The following is a 14862-nucleotide window of genomic DNA, read 5'->3' as shown; positions in this document are numbered from 1 at the left end:
CAGCCCTTTCCTTGCCGCGAGACATGCAGGAAAAGAGCAACGGTGCAGAACGCCTCAGATTCTGACTGCGCGCTCAGATGCCTTTAGACGTTGGATGCTCGAACGCATCGCGCGTCTCCGCATTCAGCGGGTAGTTGATGTTGATGCCCTTGGGCGCAATGGGCGACATGAACCACTTGTTGTAGAGCTTTTCCATCTCGCCGGACTTCATCATGCCCGCCACGGTATCGTCCACCAGCTTCTTGAAGGCCGGGTCGTCGTTGCGCAGCATCAGCGCCTGGTTTTCGGTGCGCAGGCTCTCGCCGACGATCTCGTAGTTCTGCGGATCGCGTGCGTTGGCAATCTGGCCTGCCAGCAGAATATCGTCCAGCACAAAGGCCTGGGCCTTGCCGCCCTGCACCAGCAGGAAGGAATCGGTATGGTCCTTGCCCGGCACATTGGTGATCTCCAGGTTGCTGGCCTTGTCGGCCTGGCGCAACAAGCGGAACGAGGTCGTGCCCGTGGTGGTGGCCACCGCCTTGCCCTGCAGATCGGCAATGCCCTTGATGCCCGAATCCTTCTTCACCAGCATGCGCACGTTGTAGCGGAAGATATCCGGCGAAAACGCCACCAGCTTCTGGCGCTCCACCAGATTGGTGGTGGAGCCGCATTCCAGATCGACCGTGCCGTTCTGCACCAGCGGAATGCGGTTGCCCGAGGTCACAGCCTGGTAACCCACCTTGAGGTCGGTCAAGCCCAGCTTGGCCTTGACCGCGTCCAGAATCTTGTAGCAGATGTCCATGCTGTAGCCCACGGGCTTCAAATTCGCGTCCAGGTACGAAAAGCCGAACGACGACTCGCGGTACCCCAGGGTGATGGCTCCGGTGCTCTTGATCTTGTCCAGCGTGGGCGCGCTCTGCGCCATGGCACCGGCAGCGGCGCACGTCATCGCGGCAGCCATCGCCAGGCGTGCCACGGTGTAATTGATTTGCGTCATCGACTTTCCTTTCGCGCCCTCTTAGCGCCTCAATGCCCTATGGCGTTGCAACAGAACTAATGTTCCTATTTTTTATAAATTGGATCATATGCTCCATGAACGACAATGGCTACCCGTGATTTCCCTCAACCCCCAACAAAGCCAATCCACCATGGGCGTGATCGACCAGCTGCGCGACCGTTTTGCATCCCTGAGCCCCTCGCTGCAGCAAGTGGCCCGCTATGTGCTCGACCACCCGGGCGATGTCGTCACCCAATCGATGCGCACCGTGGGCCAGCACGCCCAGGTGCCGCCCACCACGCTGGTGCGCTTTGCCCAGACCTGCGGATTCGCGGGCTGGAACGAGTTCAAGCAGGCCTTGACGGGTGACATGGGCCTGAGCAGCGACGCTGCCAACCAATACGGCGACAAGGCGCGCAGCCTGATCGGCCGCGCACGCGACAAGCAGCTCACCGCCGAGATGTTTGCCATGCAGCGCAGCAACCTGGACACCACCGAGCAGCACAGCGCGCCGCGCCTCGCAAACGCCGCCCGCCTGCTGGAAAAAACCGCCCAGGTGCATGTGATGGGCATGCGTGCCTGCTTTCCGGTCGCGTTCTCCCTGGTCTATGTGTACCGCCTGTTCCGCCAGTCGGTGCATCTGCTCGAAGGCATGGGCGGCGTTCGTGAAATGCAGCTGCGTGCCGTGGACAAGGGCGATGTGCTGGTGGCCATCAGCTTTGCGCCGTACTCGCAGGAAACCGTGCAGGCCGTGGAGCTGGCCCGCGCGCGCGGCTGCAAGGTGCTGGCGCTGACCGACAGCCTGGCATCGCCCCTGTCGCTGGCCGCCGACGAAACCCTCTTGTTTGCCGTCAACAGCCCATCGTTCTTCCCCTCGGTCACCGCTGCACAGGCCCTGGCCGAGTCGCTGCTGGAAGTGCTGGTGAGCCGCGCCGGGCCGGAGGCCGTCGCCCGCATCGAAGCCGCCGAGGGCGAGCTGCACGACAGCGGCGTGTATGTGCAGGCGCCCCGCAGGTAAACTTGCCCGGATGAAAATCTACATGGTGGGTGGCGCTGTGCGCGACCGTTTGCTGGGCCTGCCCGTGAATGACCACGACTGGGTGGTGGTGGGCTCGACGCCCGAGGCAATGCAGGCCCAGGGCTATGTGCCCGTGGGCAAGGACTTTCCGGTGTTTCTGCATCCGCAGACCCACGAGGAATACGCGCTGGCGCGCACCGAACGCAAATGGGGCCGTGGCTACCACGGCTTTTCGATTGCCGCATCGCCCGACGTGACGCTGGAAGAAGACCTGGCGCGGCGCGACCTCACGATCAACGCCATGGCAGCCCCCGCAGACTGGACGGGCAGCGAAGCCGTGTTTGATCCCTACCACGGCCAGCAGGACCTGCAGGCCAAGGTGCTGCGCCATGTGACCCAAGCTTTTCGCGAAGACCCGGTGCGCATTCTGCGGCTGGCGCGCTTTGCCGCACGTTTTCATGATTTCTCCGTCGCCCCCGAAACCCTGGCGCTGATGCGCGAAATGGTGGCAGAGGGCGAAGTGGACGCACTGGTGCCCGAGCGCGTCTGGCAGGAGCTGGCGCGCGGCCTGATGGAAGCGCAGCCTTCGCGCATGTTCGAGGTGCTGCGCCAATGCGGCGCCCTCGCCCGCCTGCTGCCCGAGCTGGATCGCCTGTGGGGCGTGCCCCAGCGGGCCGACTACCACCCCGAGGTGGACACCGGCGTACACGTGATGATGGTGCTGGATCGCGCCGCCCAACTGAATGCCCCGCTGGCCGTGCGCTGGGCCTGCATTGCGCACGACCTGGGCAAGGGCACGACCCCGGCCGATATATTGCCGCGCCACCTCGGCCACGAGGAGCGCAGTGTGGAGCTGGCCCGTGCCGTGCAGCAGCGCCTGCGTGTGCCCAGCGAGTGCGCCGAGCTCGCCCTGCTGGTGGCGGCCGAACACGGCAACATCCACCGCAGCCCGGGCATCGCCCCCGCTGCCGTGGTGCGGCTGCTGGAGCGCTGTGACGCCTTTCGCAAACCCGCGCGCTTTGCCGACGCGCTGCTTGCCTGCCAGTGCGATGCCCAGGGGCGGCTCGGGCTGCAAGACCAACCCTACCCGCAGCGCGAACAGCTGCAGCGCCTGCTGGCAGTGGCGCAAGCCGTCAGCACCAAGCAAGTCGCGGAGCGCGCCGCCCAGCTGGGCCGAAAAGGCGCCGAGATTGGCGCGATGGTGCACGAGGCACGCTGCCACGCGGTAGCGCAGGAGATGAAGGCCGAGCAGTAATGGCTTTTGGGAACTTGCTGACGCCCACGCTGTATGTGCGCATTGCACCCAATGCGGTCCTGATCCGCAGCAGCAACAGCGACGTCGTATGGAGCGATGAGGCGTTGCTTGCCTTGCGTGCAGGCCCCCAACCCAGCGTTTTGGCCGCTGGTGCCGCCGCGCGGCTGGCAGTGGCGCAAACCCCGGGGGCCATCCTGTGCGAGCCTTTTGGCCACCCGCGCTGTCTGATCAGCGATTACACAGCAGCGGAAGCGTTTCTGAAACATGCACTGCTGTCCTATCTGAAGCTCAAGCGCGTCAATCGCTGGTTGATGCCATCGCCACACATGCTGCTGCATCCTTGCCCTGCGCCCGCCCAGGCAATTGGGGCTCTGACCGGGGTAGAGCACCGCGCCTTGCGAGAGCTGGGCCAACGCTGCGGGGCCCGCAGTGTGGAGTTGATTGCATCCACGGCCTTGAGCGAGGCACAGATTCAGGCACTGATGCAACGGGGGCCTGTTCGTGGCTAGCGCCACGAACCTCTTCACGAAGGCGGAGGCGCCACGGAGTGCAGCAGCACGGGTGCCTCTCCGTCTCCATTGACGCTTTCGAGCTGCACGCCAAAGCCCCACAGGCGCGCCGCATGCTTGAGCACCTCCTGCACATCGTCGGCCAGCGGACGGCCCTGGTACTGGGTGTGGCGCAGGGTCAGGCAACGGTCGCCGCGAAGATTCACGTTCCACACCTGGATATTGGGCTCGCGCGCGCCCAGGTCGTACTGCTGCGACAGCGTCTGGCGCAGCGTGCGGTAACCGTCTTCGTTGTGGATGGCGCTCACAAGCAGCTCCCGCTCGCTGGCGTCGTCGTGGATGGCGAACAGACGCATGTCGCGCATCAGCTTCGGGCTCAGGTACTGGCCGATGAAGCTCTCGTCCTTGTAGTTCTGCATGGCGTGGTGCAACGCAGGCAGCCACGGCGTGCCCGCCAGATCAGGGAACCAGCGCCGGTCTTCGTCGGTCGGGTGTTCGCAGATGCGCTGGATGTCGCGGTACATTGCAAAGCCCAGCGCATAGGGGTTGATGCCGCTGTAGGCGCGGTGTCCGGCAGGCGGCTGGTAAATGACATTGGTGTGCGATGAGAGCCATTCGATCATCACGCCATCGGTGAGCCACCCCTCGTCGTACAGCGTGTTGAGCAGCGTGTAATGCCAGAAGGTGGCCCAGCCCTCGTTCATCACCTGGGTCTGGCGCTGCGGGTAGAAGTACTGCGCAATCTTGCGCACGATGCGCACCACTTCACGCTGCCATGGCTCCAGCAGCGGGGCGTTCTTTTCGATGAAGTACAGCAGATTCTCTTCCGGCTCCTTGGGAAACCGCTCGTGGTGCTGCGCCGGGCTGTTCTTGTCCGGGCGCGCGGGCAGGGTGCGCCACAGCTCGTTGATCTGCTGCTGGGCGTAGGCCTCGCGCTGCTCGCGCTCGGCGCGCTCGCGCGCCAGGGTTTTCTTGGAAGGACGGCGGTAGCGGTCCACGCCCAGGTTGGCCAGGGCGTGGCATGAATCCAGCCACTGCTCCACGGTATCGAGCCCGTGCTTTTCCTCGCACTGGGCGATGAAGTCGCGGGCATAGAGCAGGTAGTCGATGATGCTGCCCGCATCCGTCCACATGCCAAACAGGTAGTTGCCCTTGAAGAAGCTGTTGTGCCCGTAGGCCGCATGGGCAATCACCAGGGCCTGCATGGCGGTGGTGTTCTCCTCCATCAGGTAGCTGATGCAGGGGTTGGAGTTGATGACGATCTCGTAGGCCAGACCCATGTGACCACGGCGGTAGCGCCGCTCGGTGGCCAGAAACTCCTTGCCATAGCTCCAGTGGCGGTAACCGACAGGCATGCCCACGCTGGCGTAGGCGTCCATCATCTGCTCGGCCGAGATCACCTCCAGCTGGTTGGGGTAGGTGTCGAGGCCATAGCGCTCGGCCGTGGCGGCAATGGCAGCGTGGTAACGCTCGATCAGCTCGAACGTCCAGTCGCTCGGATCGGGCAATGGCTGCCCCGGGCGTTTGCCCGCTGGCCGGGGCGTGGCAGGCACATCACGCTGGGAGCGGTCGCTGGAGAGTGCCAGCTTCCAGTGGTGCGAGCCCTTGCGCCGCGCCAGCACCGGGTATTGGGCAGGGTTCATGCGAGAAAGGTTCATACCGCCACCCCCTCCTTCTTGAACAGATCACGAAACACGGGGTAGATGTCGCCGGGCTCCGACACCTTGCGCATGGCGAAGTGCGGGAACAGCGGCAAGAGCTGGCTGTACTCCTCCCACAGGCTTTGCTCCTCCTGCACCACCTGCACGTAGGCAAAGTAGCGCACCAGCGGCAGAATCTTTTCGGTCAGCAGGTTGCGGCAGTTGCCGCCATCGTCGCCAAAGTTGTCGCCATCGCTGGCCTGAGCCACGTAGATGTTCCAGTCAGCCACGGGGTAGCGCGTGCGGATGATCTGGTCGAGCAGCACCAGCGCGCTGCTGACCACGGTGCCGCCGCTCTCGGTGGAATGGAAGAACTCGTCCTCGCCCACTTCGGCAGCCTGCGTGTGGTGGCGGATGAAGACGATGTCGATCTTCTCGTAGTGGCGCGTGAGAAACAGGTACAGCAGGATGAAGAAGCGTTTGGCCAGGTCCTTGCGCGCCTGGTCCATCGAGCCCGACACGTCCATCACGCAGAACATCACGGCCTGGCTGCTGGGCTCAGGCACCTTGGTGCGGCTGCGAAAGCGCAGATCCAGCGGATCGAGGAACGCCACCTTGCCCATGCGTGCCTGCAGCCCGGCAATGCGCTGCTGCAGCTCGGCCACGGCCTCGCTCGTGCCGTCATCCTGCTCCAGCAGGGACGCCAGCTCATCTTCGAGCGCCTTGAGCTCGCGGTGTGGCGCCTTGGTAAGGGCGATGCGCCGGCCCAGCGCGCCGCGCATGGTGCGCAGCACAGCCAGGTTGTGCGGCGTGCCGTCGTGGCTGTAGCCGGCGCGGCGCGTCTTGTACTGCATCGTGCTGGCAATGTGGGTGCGCAGCAGGCGCGGCAGGGCCAGATCTTCAAAGAACAGTTCCATGAACTCTTCCTTGGTCAGGGTGAAGGTGAAGTCGTCTTCGCCCTCCCCGCTGTCGCTGGCCTGCGAGCCCTGGCCGCCGCCTCCGCCCTGGGGCCGGGCGATGCGGTCACCCCGCACATGCTCGGTATTGCCCGGGTGCACGGTGTCGCGCACGCCGCCCTGGCCATGGTGAAAGACGGGTTCTCGGATGTCCTTGCGCGGGATGGTAATGTTCTCGGCCTGCTCGATATGGCGGATATCGCGCTTGGAGACGGCGCGGCGCACCGCCTCGGCGATCTGCTCCTTGTAGCGGCGCACGAAGCGCTCGCGGTTGCCCACCGACTTGTTCTTGCCTGCGAGCCTGCGGTCGATGATTTGCAATGCCATCTATGCCCCCCATGCATGGTCGGCCCGGCGCGTTCGGTACCGGCGCGCCGTTCCCGCTGCCTCAGCTGCTCTTGCGCACGCGCAGGTACCACTCGCACAGCAGGCGCACCTGTTTGGGCGTGTAGCCTTTGGCTTCCATGCGGGTGACGAAATCCTCGTGCTTGCGCGCATCCTCGGCACTGGCCTTGGCGTTGAAGCTGATGACGGGCAGCAGCTCTTCGGTGTTGGAGAACATCTTCTTCTCGATCACCAGGCGCAGCTTTTCGTAGCTGGTCCAGCTCGGGTTCTTGCCCTGGTTGTTGGCGCGCGCGCGCAGCACGAAGTTGACGATCTCGTTGCGGAAATCCTTCGCATTGGCGATGCCGGCAGGCTTTTCCACCTTCTCCAGCTCGGCATTGAGCGCATTGCGGTCGAACACCTCGCCGGTGTCGGTGTCGCGGTACTCGCTGTCCTGGATCCAGTAGTCGGCGTAGGTGACGTAGCGGTCGAAGATGTTCTGGCCGTACTCGCTGTAGCTTTCCAGATAGGCGGTCTGGATTTCCTTGCCGATGAACTCGGCGTAATGCGGCGACAGGTATTCCTTGATGTAGCTGGTGTAGCGGGTCTCCAGCTCGGCAGGGAACTGCTCGCGCTCGATCTGCTGCTCCAGCACATACATCAGGTGCACCGGGTTGGCCGCCACCTCGGTGCTGTCGTAGTTGAACACCTTGGACAAGATCTTGAAGGCAAAGCGTGTGGAGATACCCGACATGCCTTCGTCCACACCGGCGTAGTCGCGGTATTCCTGGTAGCTCTTGGCGCGCGGGTCGGTGTCCTTGAGGCTTTCACCGTCGTAGACCTGCATCTTGCTAAAGATGCTGGAGTTCTCGGGCTCCTTCAGGCGCGTGAGCACCGCAAACTGCGCCATCATCTTGAGCGTGCCGGGCGCGCAGACGGCGCTGGCCAGCGAGGATTCGCGGATGAGCTTTTCGTAGATGCGCACTTCCTCCGACACGCGCAGGCAATACGGCACCTTGACGATGTAGACCCGGTCGAGAAACGCCTCGTTGTTGCGGTTGTTGCGGAAGGCCTTCCACTCGCTCTCGTTGCTGTGGGCCAGCACCAGGCCGTCAAAGGGAATGGCGCCAAAGCCCTCCGTTCCCTTGTAGTTGCTCTCCTGGGTGGCCGTGAGCAGCGGGTGCAGCACCTTGATGGGCGCCTTGAACATTTCGACAAACTCCAGCATGCCCTGGTTGGCCAGGCACAGGCCACCCGAGTAGCTGTAGGCGTCGGTGTCGTCCTGGGCAAAGTTCTCGAGCTTGCGGATGTCGACCTTGCCCACGAGGCTCGATATATCCTGGTTGTTCTCGTCGCCCGGCTCGGTCTTGGCAATGGCCACCTGCCGGGAGATGCTGGGGTAGCGCTTGACGACCCGGAACTGGCGGATATCGCCACCGTATTCCTCCAGGCGCTTGACGGCCCAGGGCGAGAGCACGTGGTTGAGGCAGCGGCGCGGAATGCCAAACTGCTCTTCAAGCAGCGGGCCATCCTCCACCGGATCGAACAGGCCCAGCGGCGATTCGTTCACGGGAGAGCCCTTGAGTGCGTAGAACGGCACCTTCTGCATCAGGTACTTCAGGCGCTCGGCGATGGAGCTCTTGCCGCCCCCCACGGGGCCCAGCAGGTAAAGAATCTGCTTGCGCTCTTCCAGGCCCTGCGCGGCATGGCGGAAGAAGCTCACCACCTGCTCGATGGAGTCTTCCATGCCGTAGAACTCTGCAAACGCAGGGTAGCGGCGGATCACCTTGTTGGCGAACAGGCGGGAGAGGTGCGGATCATTGCGGGTATCTATCATCTCCGGCTCGCCGATGGCGGCCAGCATGCGGTGCGCAGCCCCTTCATAGACCATCGGGTCGCGCTGGCACAGAACAAGAAACTCGTCGAGCGACATTTCCTCTTCGCGCAGGCGCACGTAGCGGGCGGCAGAGTTGCTGATGACATCCATACGACCTCCGTGGCGGCACCAAAGGGGCTGACCATGCCGCAAAGTTGCAACACATTCGTTATCGTGACTTGGTTGTAGCACCTTACACCAGCTTTGACCAGTCCACCTGTCCTACACACGGATGTCCGCAATGGGGGCAGTATTTCTGGTTCCAGCGCCACCACCCGCCTGGGGCCTGTAAAGACGCCCGCACCCCTTCGGATTCGTGCGCGCCAACGCGCCTCCGACACCTCTCCAATCCCCCGCCAAAGCCCGCCACTCCTGCGTTGGGCGGCGCCCCTCCATCGTCATCAAATCGTTATGCAACTGTCATGAAGCTGCCATTTTGCGGTCGGATACTCGGTGCGCGCCACAGAGTACTTCGTCCCGCTTGTTGGGGCCTCTGTGGACTTTCCAATACACCACAAATCCCACGGAGTTACCGTTATGAGCGCAGTGTTGACATCGCGTCGTCGTCTCTTGCAACTATTGGGCGGTGCGCCCCTGCTGCCGCTCTCCGGCTCGCTGTCGGCAGCCGGTCTGCTGACCGCCTGCGGCGGCGGTGGCGATGACGACACACCCTCCGCGCCATTCAAGTCGGTCAGCTTCGTCAGCATGGCTGCTCCTACCCTGGCAGTACCTGCTGCCATGGCCACCACTACCACCAACGCGGCAATGAGCATCCTCTACGCCGACAACAGCACCCGTGAAGTCAAGCTGGCCTACCAGCCCTTCTTCGTGACCGGCGACATGGTCTCCGACGGCAAGGGCGGCAAGATCCTGGCGGGCGGCTACGTGGACATCAACAACAAGCCCATCACCGACACCACCGTCGCCGGCAGCGAGCGCCAGTTCTTCTCCGACTCGCCGGACGGCACCTCCCTGCTGACCGTGCCTGATGCCAAGGTGGACGGCGTCAAGGGCAAGCCCGTGTTTGCCGTGGTGCAGTTCGAATACACCACCTGGGCACGCGATGGCAAGACCGACATGTACGGCAAGCTGCCCTCGCCCATCGCTGTGCTGACGCTCGACCAGGACCAGGACAGCGGCAAGCTGAGCCTGGTGAAGTACCACAACGTGGACACCTCCAAGGTGCACGGCCTGTGGATCACCTGCGGCGCCAGCCTGTCGCCCTGGGGCACCCACCTGTCCAGCGAAGAATACGAGCCCGATGCGTTCACGGCTGCCAGCAACGCCCAGTTCAAGGCCTACAGCAAGAACCTGTACGGCGATGAAACCAAGGCCAACCCTTACCACTACGGCCACATGCCGGAAGTGACGGTGAACAAGGACGGCACCGCGTCGATCAAGAAGCATTTCTGCATGGGCCGCATCTCGCACGAGCTGGTGCAGGTGATGCCCGACGCGCGCACCGCACTGATGGGCGACGACGCCACCAACAGCGCCTACTTCGTGTTCGTGGCCGACAAGGCCAAGGACCTGTCCTCCGGCTCGCTGTACGCGGCCCAGGTGGGTGCGGGGTTCTCCATCGACCCTGCCACCGGCAGCGCTGCAGGCCTCACCTGGATCAAGCTCGGCTCGGCCACCAGCGCCGAAATCGAAAACCTGGCGAACACGCTCAAGCCCACCGACATCATGACCGTGGCGAGCAAGGACCCGGCAGACGCCAGCTTCACCAAGATCGTGGCCAATGGCAAGACCGAGTGGATCAAGATCAACCCCGGCATGGACAAGGCCGCCGCCTTCCTCGAAACCCACCGCTATGCCGCCTACAAGGGCGCCAGCATGGGCTTCACCAAGATGGAAGGCACCACCGTCAACGCCAAGGACAAGATCGCCTACTCTGCACTGCAGAACTGCGAAAAATCCATGGTGGCAGGTGATGCCGCCAACGTGCCAGGCAACGGCGTCTCCATCCCCAAGACCCTGAAGGCCGGAGCCGTAATGGCGCTGAACCTGCGCGGCGGCCAGAAGGACACCAGCGGCGCCGCCATCGACAGCGAATGGATGCCCATCGACACCAAGGCCCTGCTGGCAGGCGAAGACATTGCTGCAGACGCCCTGGGCAACACCGGCAACCCCAACAAGATCTGCAACCCTGACAACCTCAAGTTTTCGGAGAAGATGCGCACCCTGTTCATCGGCGAAGACAGCGGCCAGCACGTGAACAACTTCCTGTGGGCCTACAACGTCGACACCAAGCAGCTCTCGCGCATCCTGTCGATCCCTGCGGGCGGCGAATCCACCGGCCTGCATGCAGTGGACGAGATCAACGGTTGGACCTACATCATGAGCAACTTCCAGCACGCTGGCGACTGGGGCGCCATCCACAACGTGGTCAAGGAAAAGCTCGATCCGCTGATCAAGGCCAACTACAAGGACAAGTTCGGCGCTGCCGTGGGCTACCTGACCGGCGCGCCACAAGGCATCAAGCTGTAATCCCACACCCCGCCAGCCGCGCTGGAGCACCAAAAGGGCCATCCTCGGATGGCCCTTTTTTCTTTTGATCGGGATGGGGTGAAAGCCGTTGGCTCGCAGCCCTGTGCACCGGCGGCGCAGCTACCGAAAGCGCGTCAGACCACCGACTGCACCCAGCGCACGATATCGCCCGGCGGCAGGGCGCCCGAGATGCGCTGCACCTCCTGGCCCCCCTTGAACACCACCATGGTCGGAATGCTGCGGATATTGAAGGGCTGAGCCACATGCGGATAGGCCTCGGTATCGAGCTTGGCAAAGCGCACATAGGGCTCCAGCTGCTTGGCGGCCTGGGCAAAGCCGGGCGCCATCTGGCGGCAGGGCCCGCACCACGGTGCCCAGAAATCCACCACGACCGGAATCTGGTTGCGCCCCACCTGCCTGGCAAAGCTTTCTGCATCGAGCTGTACCGGCTCGCCGGTGAACAGCGGCTGGTGGCAACTGCCGCAATCGGGGTGTGCGCTCAACTGCTCGCGCTTGACGCGGTTGGTGGTGTGGCAATGGGGGCACACAATGTGCAGGCTGTCTTCATGCATCGGCTTTTCTCCTTGGCCTGCATCGTACGGGCAGGCCACAGCCTTGCAACTGAAGGCGATTGCCGCATTTTCAAGCCGCGCCACGTCAGGCCGGGCCACGTCAGGCCGGGCCGCGTCAGGCCAGGGTCAGCAGCACCGGCTGGTGGTCAGAGAGTTGCGTGGCGCCGTCGCTGCGCCAGCCCTGCACATGGCCGCGCAGACTGTCGCTGACCAGCGCAAAATCGCAGGCCACCGGTGCCGGGCCCCAGGTGTGGTCGAACACGCAGAAGGTGGCAGGCTGCGGCGCATCGCCCTGCAGCACCTGCCAGCTGTTGTGCAGGCTGGCCGCCCCAGGTGCCACAAGGGCCGCATATTCGGCATCAAGCGGGCCCATGTTGAAATCACCACACAGCACGGCATGCGGTGTGTGTACCGGCGTGGTGTAGGGCGTGGCAGCGGGCGCACTGCCGGGCGGCGCGCCGCACTGCGCCAGCGCCTCGGCGTGGATGCCTTGCAGCGCCCGCACCTGCGCCATGCGCTGCGTGGCGCTGTGGTATTCGAGGTGCGTCGTCATCACCCGCACCAGGCCCAGGTGCGGGTCGCGCACCGTCACCACCAGGCAGCCGCGCGGCATGCTCACCACGCCAGCTTCCGCCAGCCAGGGCAGCCGGTGCTGGGCCACCTCGGCTACCGCCAGGCGCGTGGCCACCAGGTTGCCAAAGCTGCGGCGCTGGCCGTGCGCATCAAAACCATCGGTGGTTGCCGCAAAAAACAGCTGCCAGCCGGGCAGCAAAGCCTGGATCTGTGCCACCTGATCGCCCGGGCCGCCTGCCAAGGCCTGGTGGCCCACTGCCACCTCCTGCAGGCACAGCACGTCGATGTCGCCCATGCCCTGCGCGTGGCGGATGATGCGCGCCGGTTCGGCAACGCCATCAAGCCCGCAGCACCATTGCACGTTCCAGGTCAGTATCTGCATGCGCCCCAATACCTCGTCGAATGAAGACCAGGCGCCCACCCATCAAGCGCCAAATGCCATAAAAACAGGAGAAAGCAACTGCACTACACAGCGTCGGCAGGCGCGCGCAGCTGAAACACATTGCCCTCGCAGTCCATGGCGTTGCAAGCCACGAAGCCGGGGCCCTGCCATTCGTCGTCAAACACCTGGCCGCCCAGCTGCGCGGCCAAGGCGCGGGCTGTTGCCATGGAATCCACGGTGGCGAAAAACTTCAGCGCCACATTGTCGCGCTTGGCGGGCGGCGTGGACACATGCACATGCTCGGCAATCGGTGCAGGAATGGCGTGAATCAGCAGCTGCAAGTGCGCCGATTGCAGCACCACGATCTCATCCCTGCGGTGCAGCTCGCGCATACCGAGGATTTGCGCGTAGAACTGCGCCAACAGGTCAAGGTTCTTGGCGTAGATCAGCACGCCAGCTGCTGCAGGTCCGGACATGGGTTGCTCCCAGAAAGATGCGCTGACTGTAACCGGCCTAGTGCCATTAACACAACCGTATTAGCGGTTATTGGAACGTGTTTACTTGATACCTGCGCGCATGAAGCTCTGCACAAACTGCCGCTGGAACAGGATGAACCCCACCAGGAGCGGCGCCGAAGTCATCAAGGTGGCGGCGGTGATGGTGGACCAGTCCACGCCCTGCTCCACGCTGGAGAACACCTGCAGCCCCACGGTCAGCGGGCGCGACTCCACGCTGTTGGTGATGATCAGCGGCCAGAGAAAGTTGTTCCAGTGAAAGCTGACGGACACCAGCGCAAACGCCGTGTACACCGGCTTGGCCAGCGGCACGTACACCCGCCACAGGATCTGCAGGGTGCTTGCGCCTTCCACGCGCGCGGCCTCGTCCAGCTCCTTGGGGATGCCCATGAAGGTCTGGCGCAGCAAGAAGATGGCAAAGGCCGACGCAAAGTACGGCAGGCCGATGGCAAACAGGGTGTCGACGAGACCCAGGCGCGCCATGGTCTGGTAGTTCTCCACCAGCAGGATGTCGGGCATGATCATCAGCTGCACCAGCACCAGTGCAAAGGCAATGTTCTTGCCGCGGAACTGGTAGCGCGCAAAGGCGAATGCTGCCAGGGTGGAGAGCACCAGTTGCGCGGCCAGGATGATGGCGACGAGCAAGGTGGTGTTCAGAAAGTAGCGCGCAAAAGGCGCCGCTTCCCAGGCGTTGCGAAAGTTCTGCAAGGTCCAGGGGGCGGTCAGATCAAACCGGATGGCGTAGTCGCTGGGGTGGAAGGCCGTCCAGAACGCGTAGGCGAGCGGCAGTATCCACAGCAGCGCCAGCAGCCAGGCGGCCAGGGTGTCGAACCAGGTGTGGCGGTAGATCACAGCAGGTGCGGCGTTCATTTGTAATGCACCTTTTTATCGAGCACGAAAAATTGGAACAGCGCAACACTCGCCAGCACCACGACCAGCACCACGGTGATCGCCGCCGCGTAGGCGGTGTCCCAGAACTTGAAACCCACCTCGTACAGGTGGTAGAGCAGCAAGGTGGTGGCATTGTCCGGGCCGCCGCGCGTCAGGATGAAGACGTGGTCCACCAGCCGGAAGGCGTTGATGACCGCGTTGACCAGCACGAACAAGGTGGTCGGCATCAGCAGCGGCCACTGCACGCGGCGGAAGAAATACCAGCGCGATGCGCCTTCAATGGCAGCCGCCTCCTTCAGGCTGGGGTTGAGCGTCTGCAGCGCGGCCAGGTAGAAGATCATGAAAAATCCCGCTTCCTTCCACACCGCCACCAGGGTGACCGCGCCCAGCGCCGTGGACGGACTGCCCAGCCAGTTGTGCGACGGCAGGCCCAGCGCCGTGGTGACCTGCTCCAGCAGGCCGTACTGCGGCGTGTAGAAAAACAGCCAGATATTGGCCACCGCGATCATCGGCAGCACCGTGGGCGTGAAATACGCCATGCGGATGAAGGTGCGGCCCGCGATGCGCTCGTTCACCCACACCGCCATCAAGAGCGCCAGACCGATGGACGCCGGAATGGTGGCCGCCGCAAACCACAGGTTGTTGCGCACCGCCTGCCAGAACACCGGGTCATCGACCATGGTTTCATAGTTTTCCAGCCCCACCCACACGGCAGCGCGCGCGCCTTTGGGGGTGGAATAGAAACTGTCGATGAAGGTGGCCACCGCTGGCCAGTGGGTGAAGGTGACCAGCAGCACCAGCGCAGGCAGGAGCAGCAGCCAGGCGTGGATGCTGCGCTGGCCCGAGCCGGCGGCGGAGGAGGAAGATGCACTCATTCCAATCGAT

The 14862-nt window shown here is 63.7% G+C and carries 13 protein-coding genes; 4 read left to right on the top strand and 9 right to left on the bottom strand.

What is annotated here, in order from left to right:
• Nucleotides 1–73: 73 nt before the first annotated feature.
• Nucleotides 74–976, bottom strand: a complete 903-nt coding sequence (locus tag LAD35_RS20885) for an amino acid ABC transporter substrate-binding protein (protein ID WP_377779605.1) — start codon at nt 974–976, stop codon at nt 74–76.
• 151 nt (nt 977–1127) lie between these two features.
• Between LAD35_RS20885 and LAD35_RS20880 the strand changes: the two genes are divergently transcribed.
• The 3 genes from LAD35_RS20880 to LAD35_RS20870 are packed head-to-tail and all read left to right on the top strand — an operon-like array spanning nt 1128 to nt 3758.
• Nucleotides 1128–1994 (top strand): MurR/RpiR family transcriptional regulator, encoded by an 867-nt coding sequence (locus LAD35_RS20880; RefSeq protein WP_224153203.1) that lies wholly within the window; start codon nt 1128–1130, stop codon nt 1992–1994.
• 10 nt (nt 1995–2004) lie between these two features.
• Nucleotides 2005–3249: a multifunctional CCA addition/repair protein gene (locus tag LAD35_RS20875; RefSeq protein WP_224153156.1), complete on the top strand. Its 1245-nt coding sequence runs from the start codon at nt 2005–2007 to the stop codon at nt 3247–3249.
• Entirely contained in the window at nt 3249–3758 is a 510-nt protein-coding gene (locus tag LAD35_RS20870) for a rod shape-determining protein (protein WP_224153155.1), read from the top strand. Before LAD35_RS20875 ends, LAD35_RS20870 begins: the two co-directional genes overlap by 1 nt.
• Before the next feature lie 14 nt (nt 3759–3772).
• On the opposite strand, the gene LAD35_RS20865 is transcribed toward LAD35_RS20870, so the two are convergent.
• The 3 genes from LAD35_RS20865 to LAD35_RS20855 form a co-directional block, all read right to left on the bottom strand.
• Nucleotides 3773–5401 (bottom strand): SpoVR family protein, encoded by a 1629-nt coding sequence (locus tag LAD35_RS20865; protein WP_224153202.1) that lies wholly within the window; start codon nt 5399–5401, stop codon nt 3773–3775.
• An 11-nt stretch (nt 5402–5412) separates the two neighbouring features.
• Nucleotides 5413–6681: a YeaH/YhbH family protein gene (locus LAD35_RS20860; RefSeq protein ID WP_224153154.1), complete on the bottom strand. Its 1269-nt coding sequence runs from the start codon at nt 6679–6681 to the stop codon at nt 5413–5415.
• 61 nt (nt 6682–6742) lie between these two features.
• A complete protein-coding gene (locus tag LAD35_RS20855; RefSeq protein WP_224153153.1) occupies nt 6743–8665 on the bottom strand; it encodes a PrkA family serine protein kinase in 1923 nt (640 codons plus the stop codon).
• Nucleotides 8666–9091: 426 nt separating this feature from the next.
• On the opposite strand from LAD35_RS20855, the gene LAD35_RS20850 reads away from it, so the two are divergent.
• The gene (locus tag LAD35_RS20850; protein WP_224153152.1) at nt 9092–11044 is read left to right on the top strand and encodes a PhoX family protein; all 1953 of its coding nucleotides are present in this window, start codon (nt 9092–9094) and stop codon (nt 11042–11044) included.
• A 134-nt stretch (nt 11045–11178) separates the two neighbouring features.
• Here the strand turns inward: LAD35_RS20850 and trxC are convergent, their stop codons facing one another.
• The 5 genes from trxC to LAD35_RS20825 all read right to left on the bottom strand — a co-directional run bounded on the left by trxC (nt 11179) and on the right by LAD35_RS20825 (nt 14852).
• A complete protein-coding gene (gene trxC, locus LAD35_RS20845) occupies nt 11179–11616 on the bottom strand; it encodes a thioredoxin TrxC (RefSeq protein ID WP_224153151.1) in 438 nt (145 codons plus the stop codon).
• 115 nt (nt 11617–11731) lie between these two features.
• Nucleotides 11732–12571, bottom strand: a complete 840-nt coding sequence (locus LAD35_RS20840; protein ID WP_224153150.1) for an endonuclease/exonuclease/phosphatase family protein — start codon at nt 12569–12571, stop codon at nt 11732–11734.
• Nucleotides 12572–12654: 83 nt separating this feature from the next.
• Nucleotides 12655–13047, bottom strand: a complete 393-nt coding sequence (locus LAD35_RS20835) for a VOC family protein (RefSeq protein ID WP_224153149.1) — start codon at nt 13045–13047, stop codon at nt 12655–12657.
• Nucleotides 13048–13128: 81 nt separating this feature from the next.
• Entirely contained in the window at nt 13129–13956 is an 828-nt protein-coding gene (locus LAD35_RS20830) for a carbohydrate ABC transporter permease (RefSeq protein WP_184705285.1), read from the bottom strand.
• Entirely contained in the window at nt 13953–14852 is a 900-nt protein-coding gene (locus LAD35_RS20825; protein WP_224153148.1) for a carbohydrate ABC transporter permease, read from the bottom strand. Before LAD35_RS20825 ends, LAD35_RS20830 begins: the two co-directional genes overlap by 4 nt.
• Nucleotides 14853–14862 lie beyond the last annotated feature (10 nt).

Origin of the sequence: Comamonas odontotermitis, assembly GCF_020080045.1 — a bacterium.
In the GTDB taxonomy this organism is placed as follows: Bacteria; Pseudomonadota; Gammaproteobacteria; order Burkholderiales; family Burkholderiaceae_C; genus Comamonas; species Comamonas odontotermitis.
Note: the sequence above shows the minus strand (reverse complement) of the source record. Positions and strands in the feature narration are given on the sequence as shown.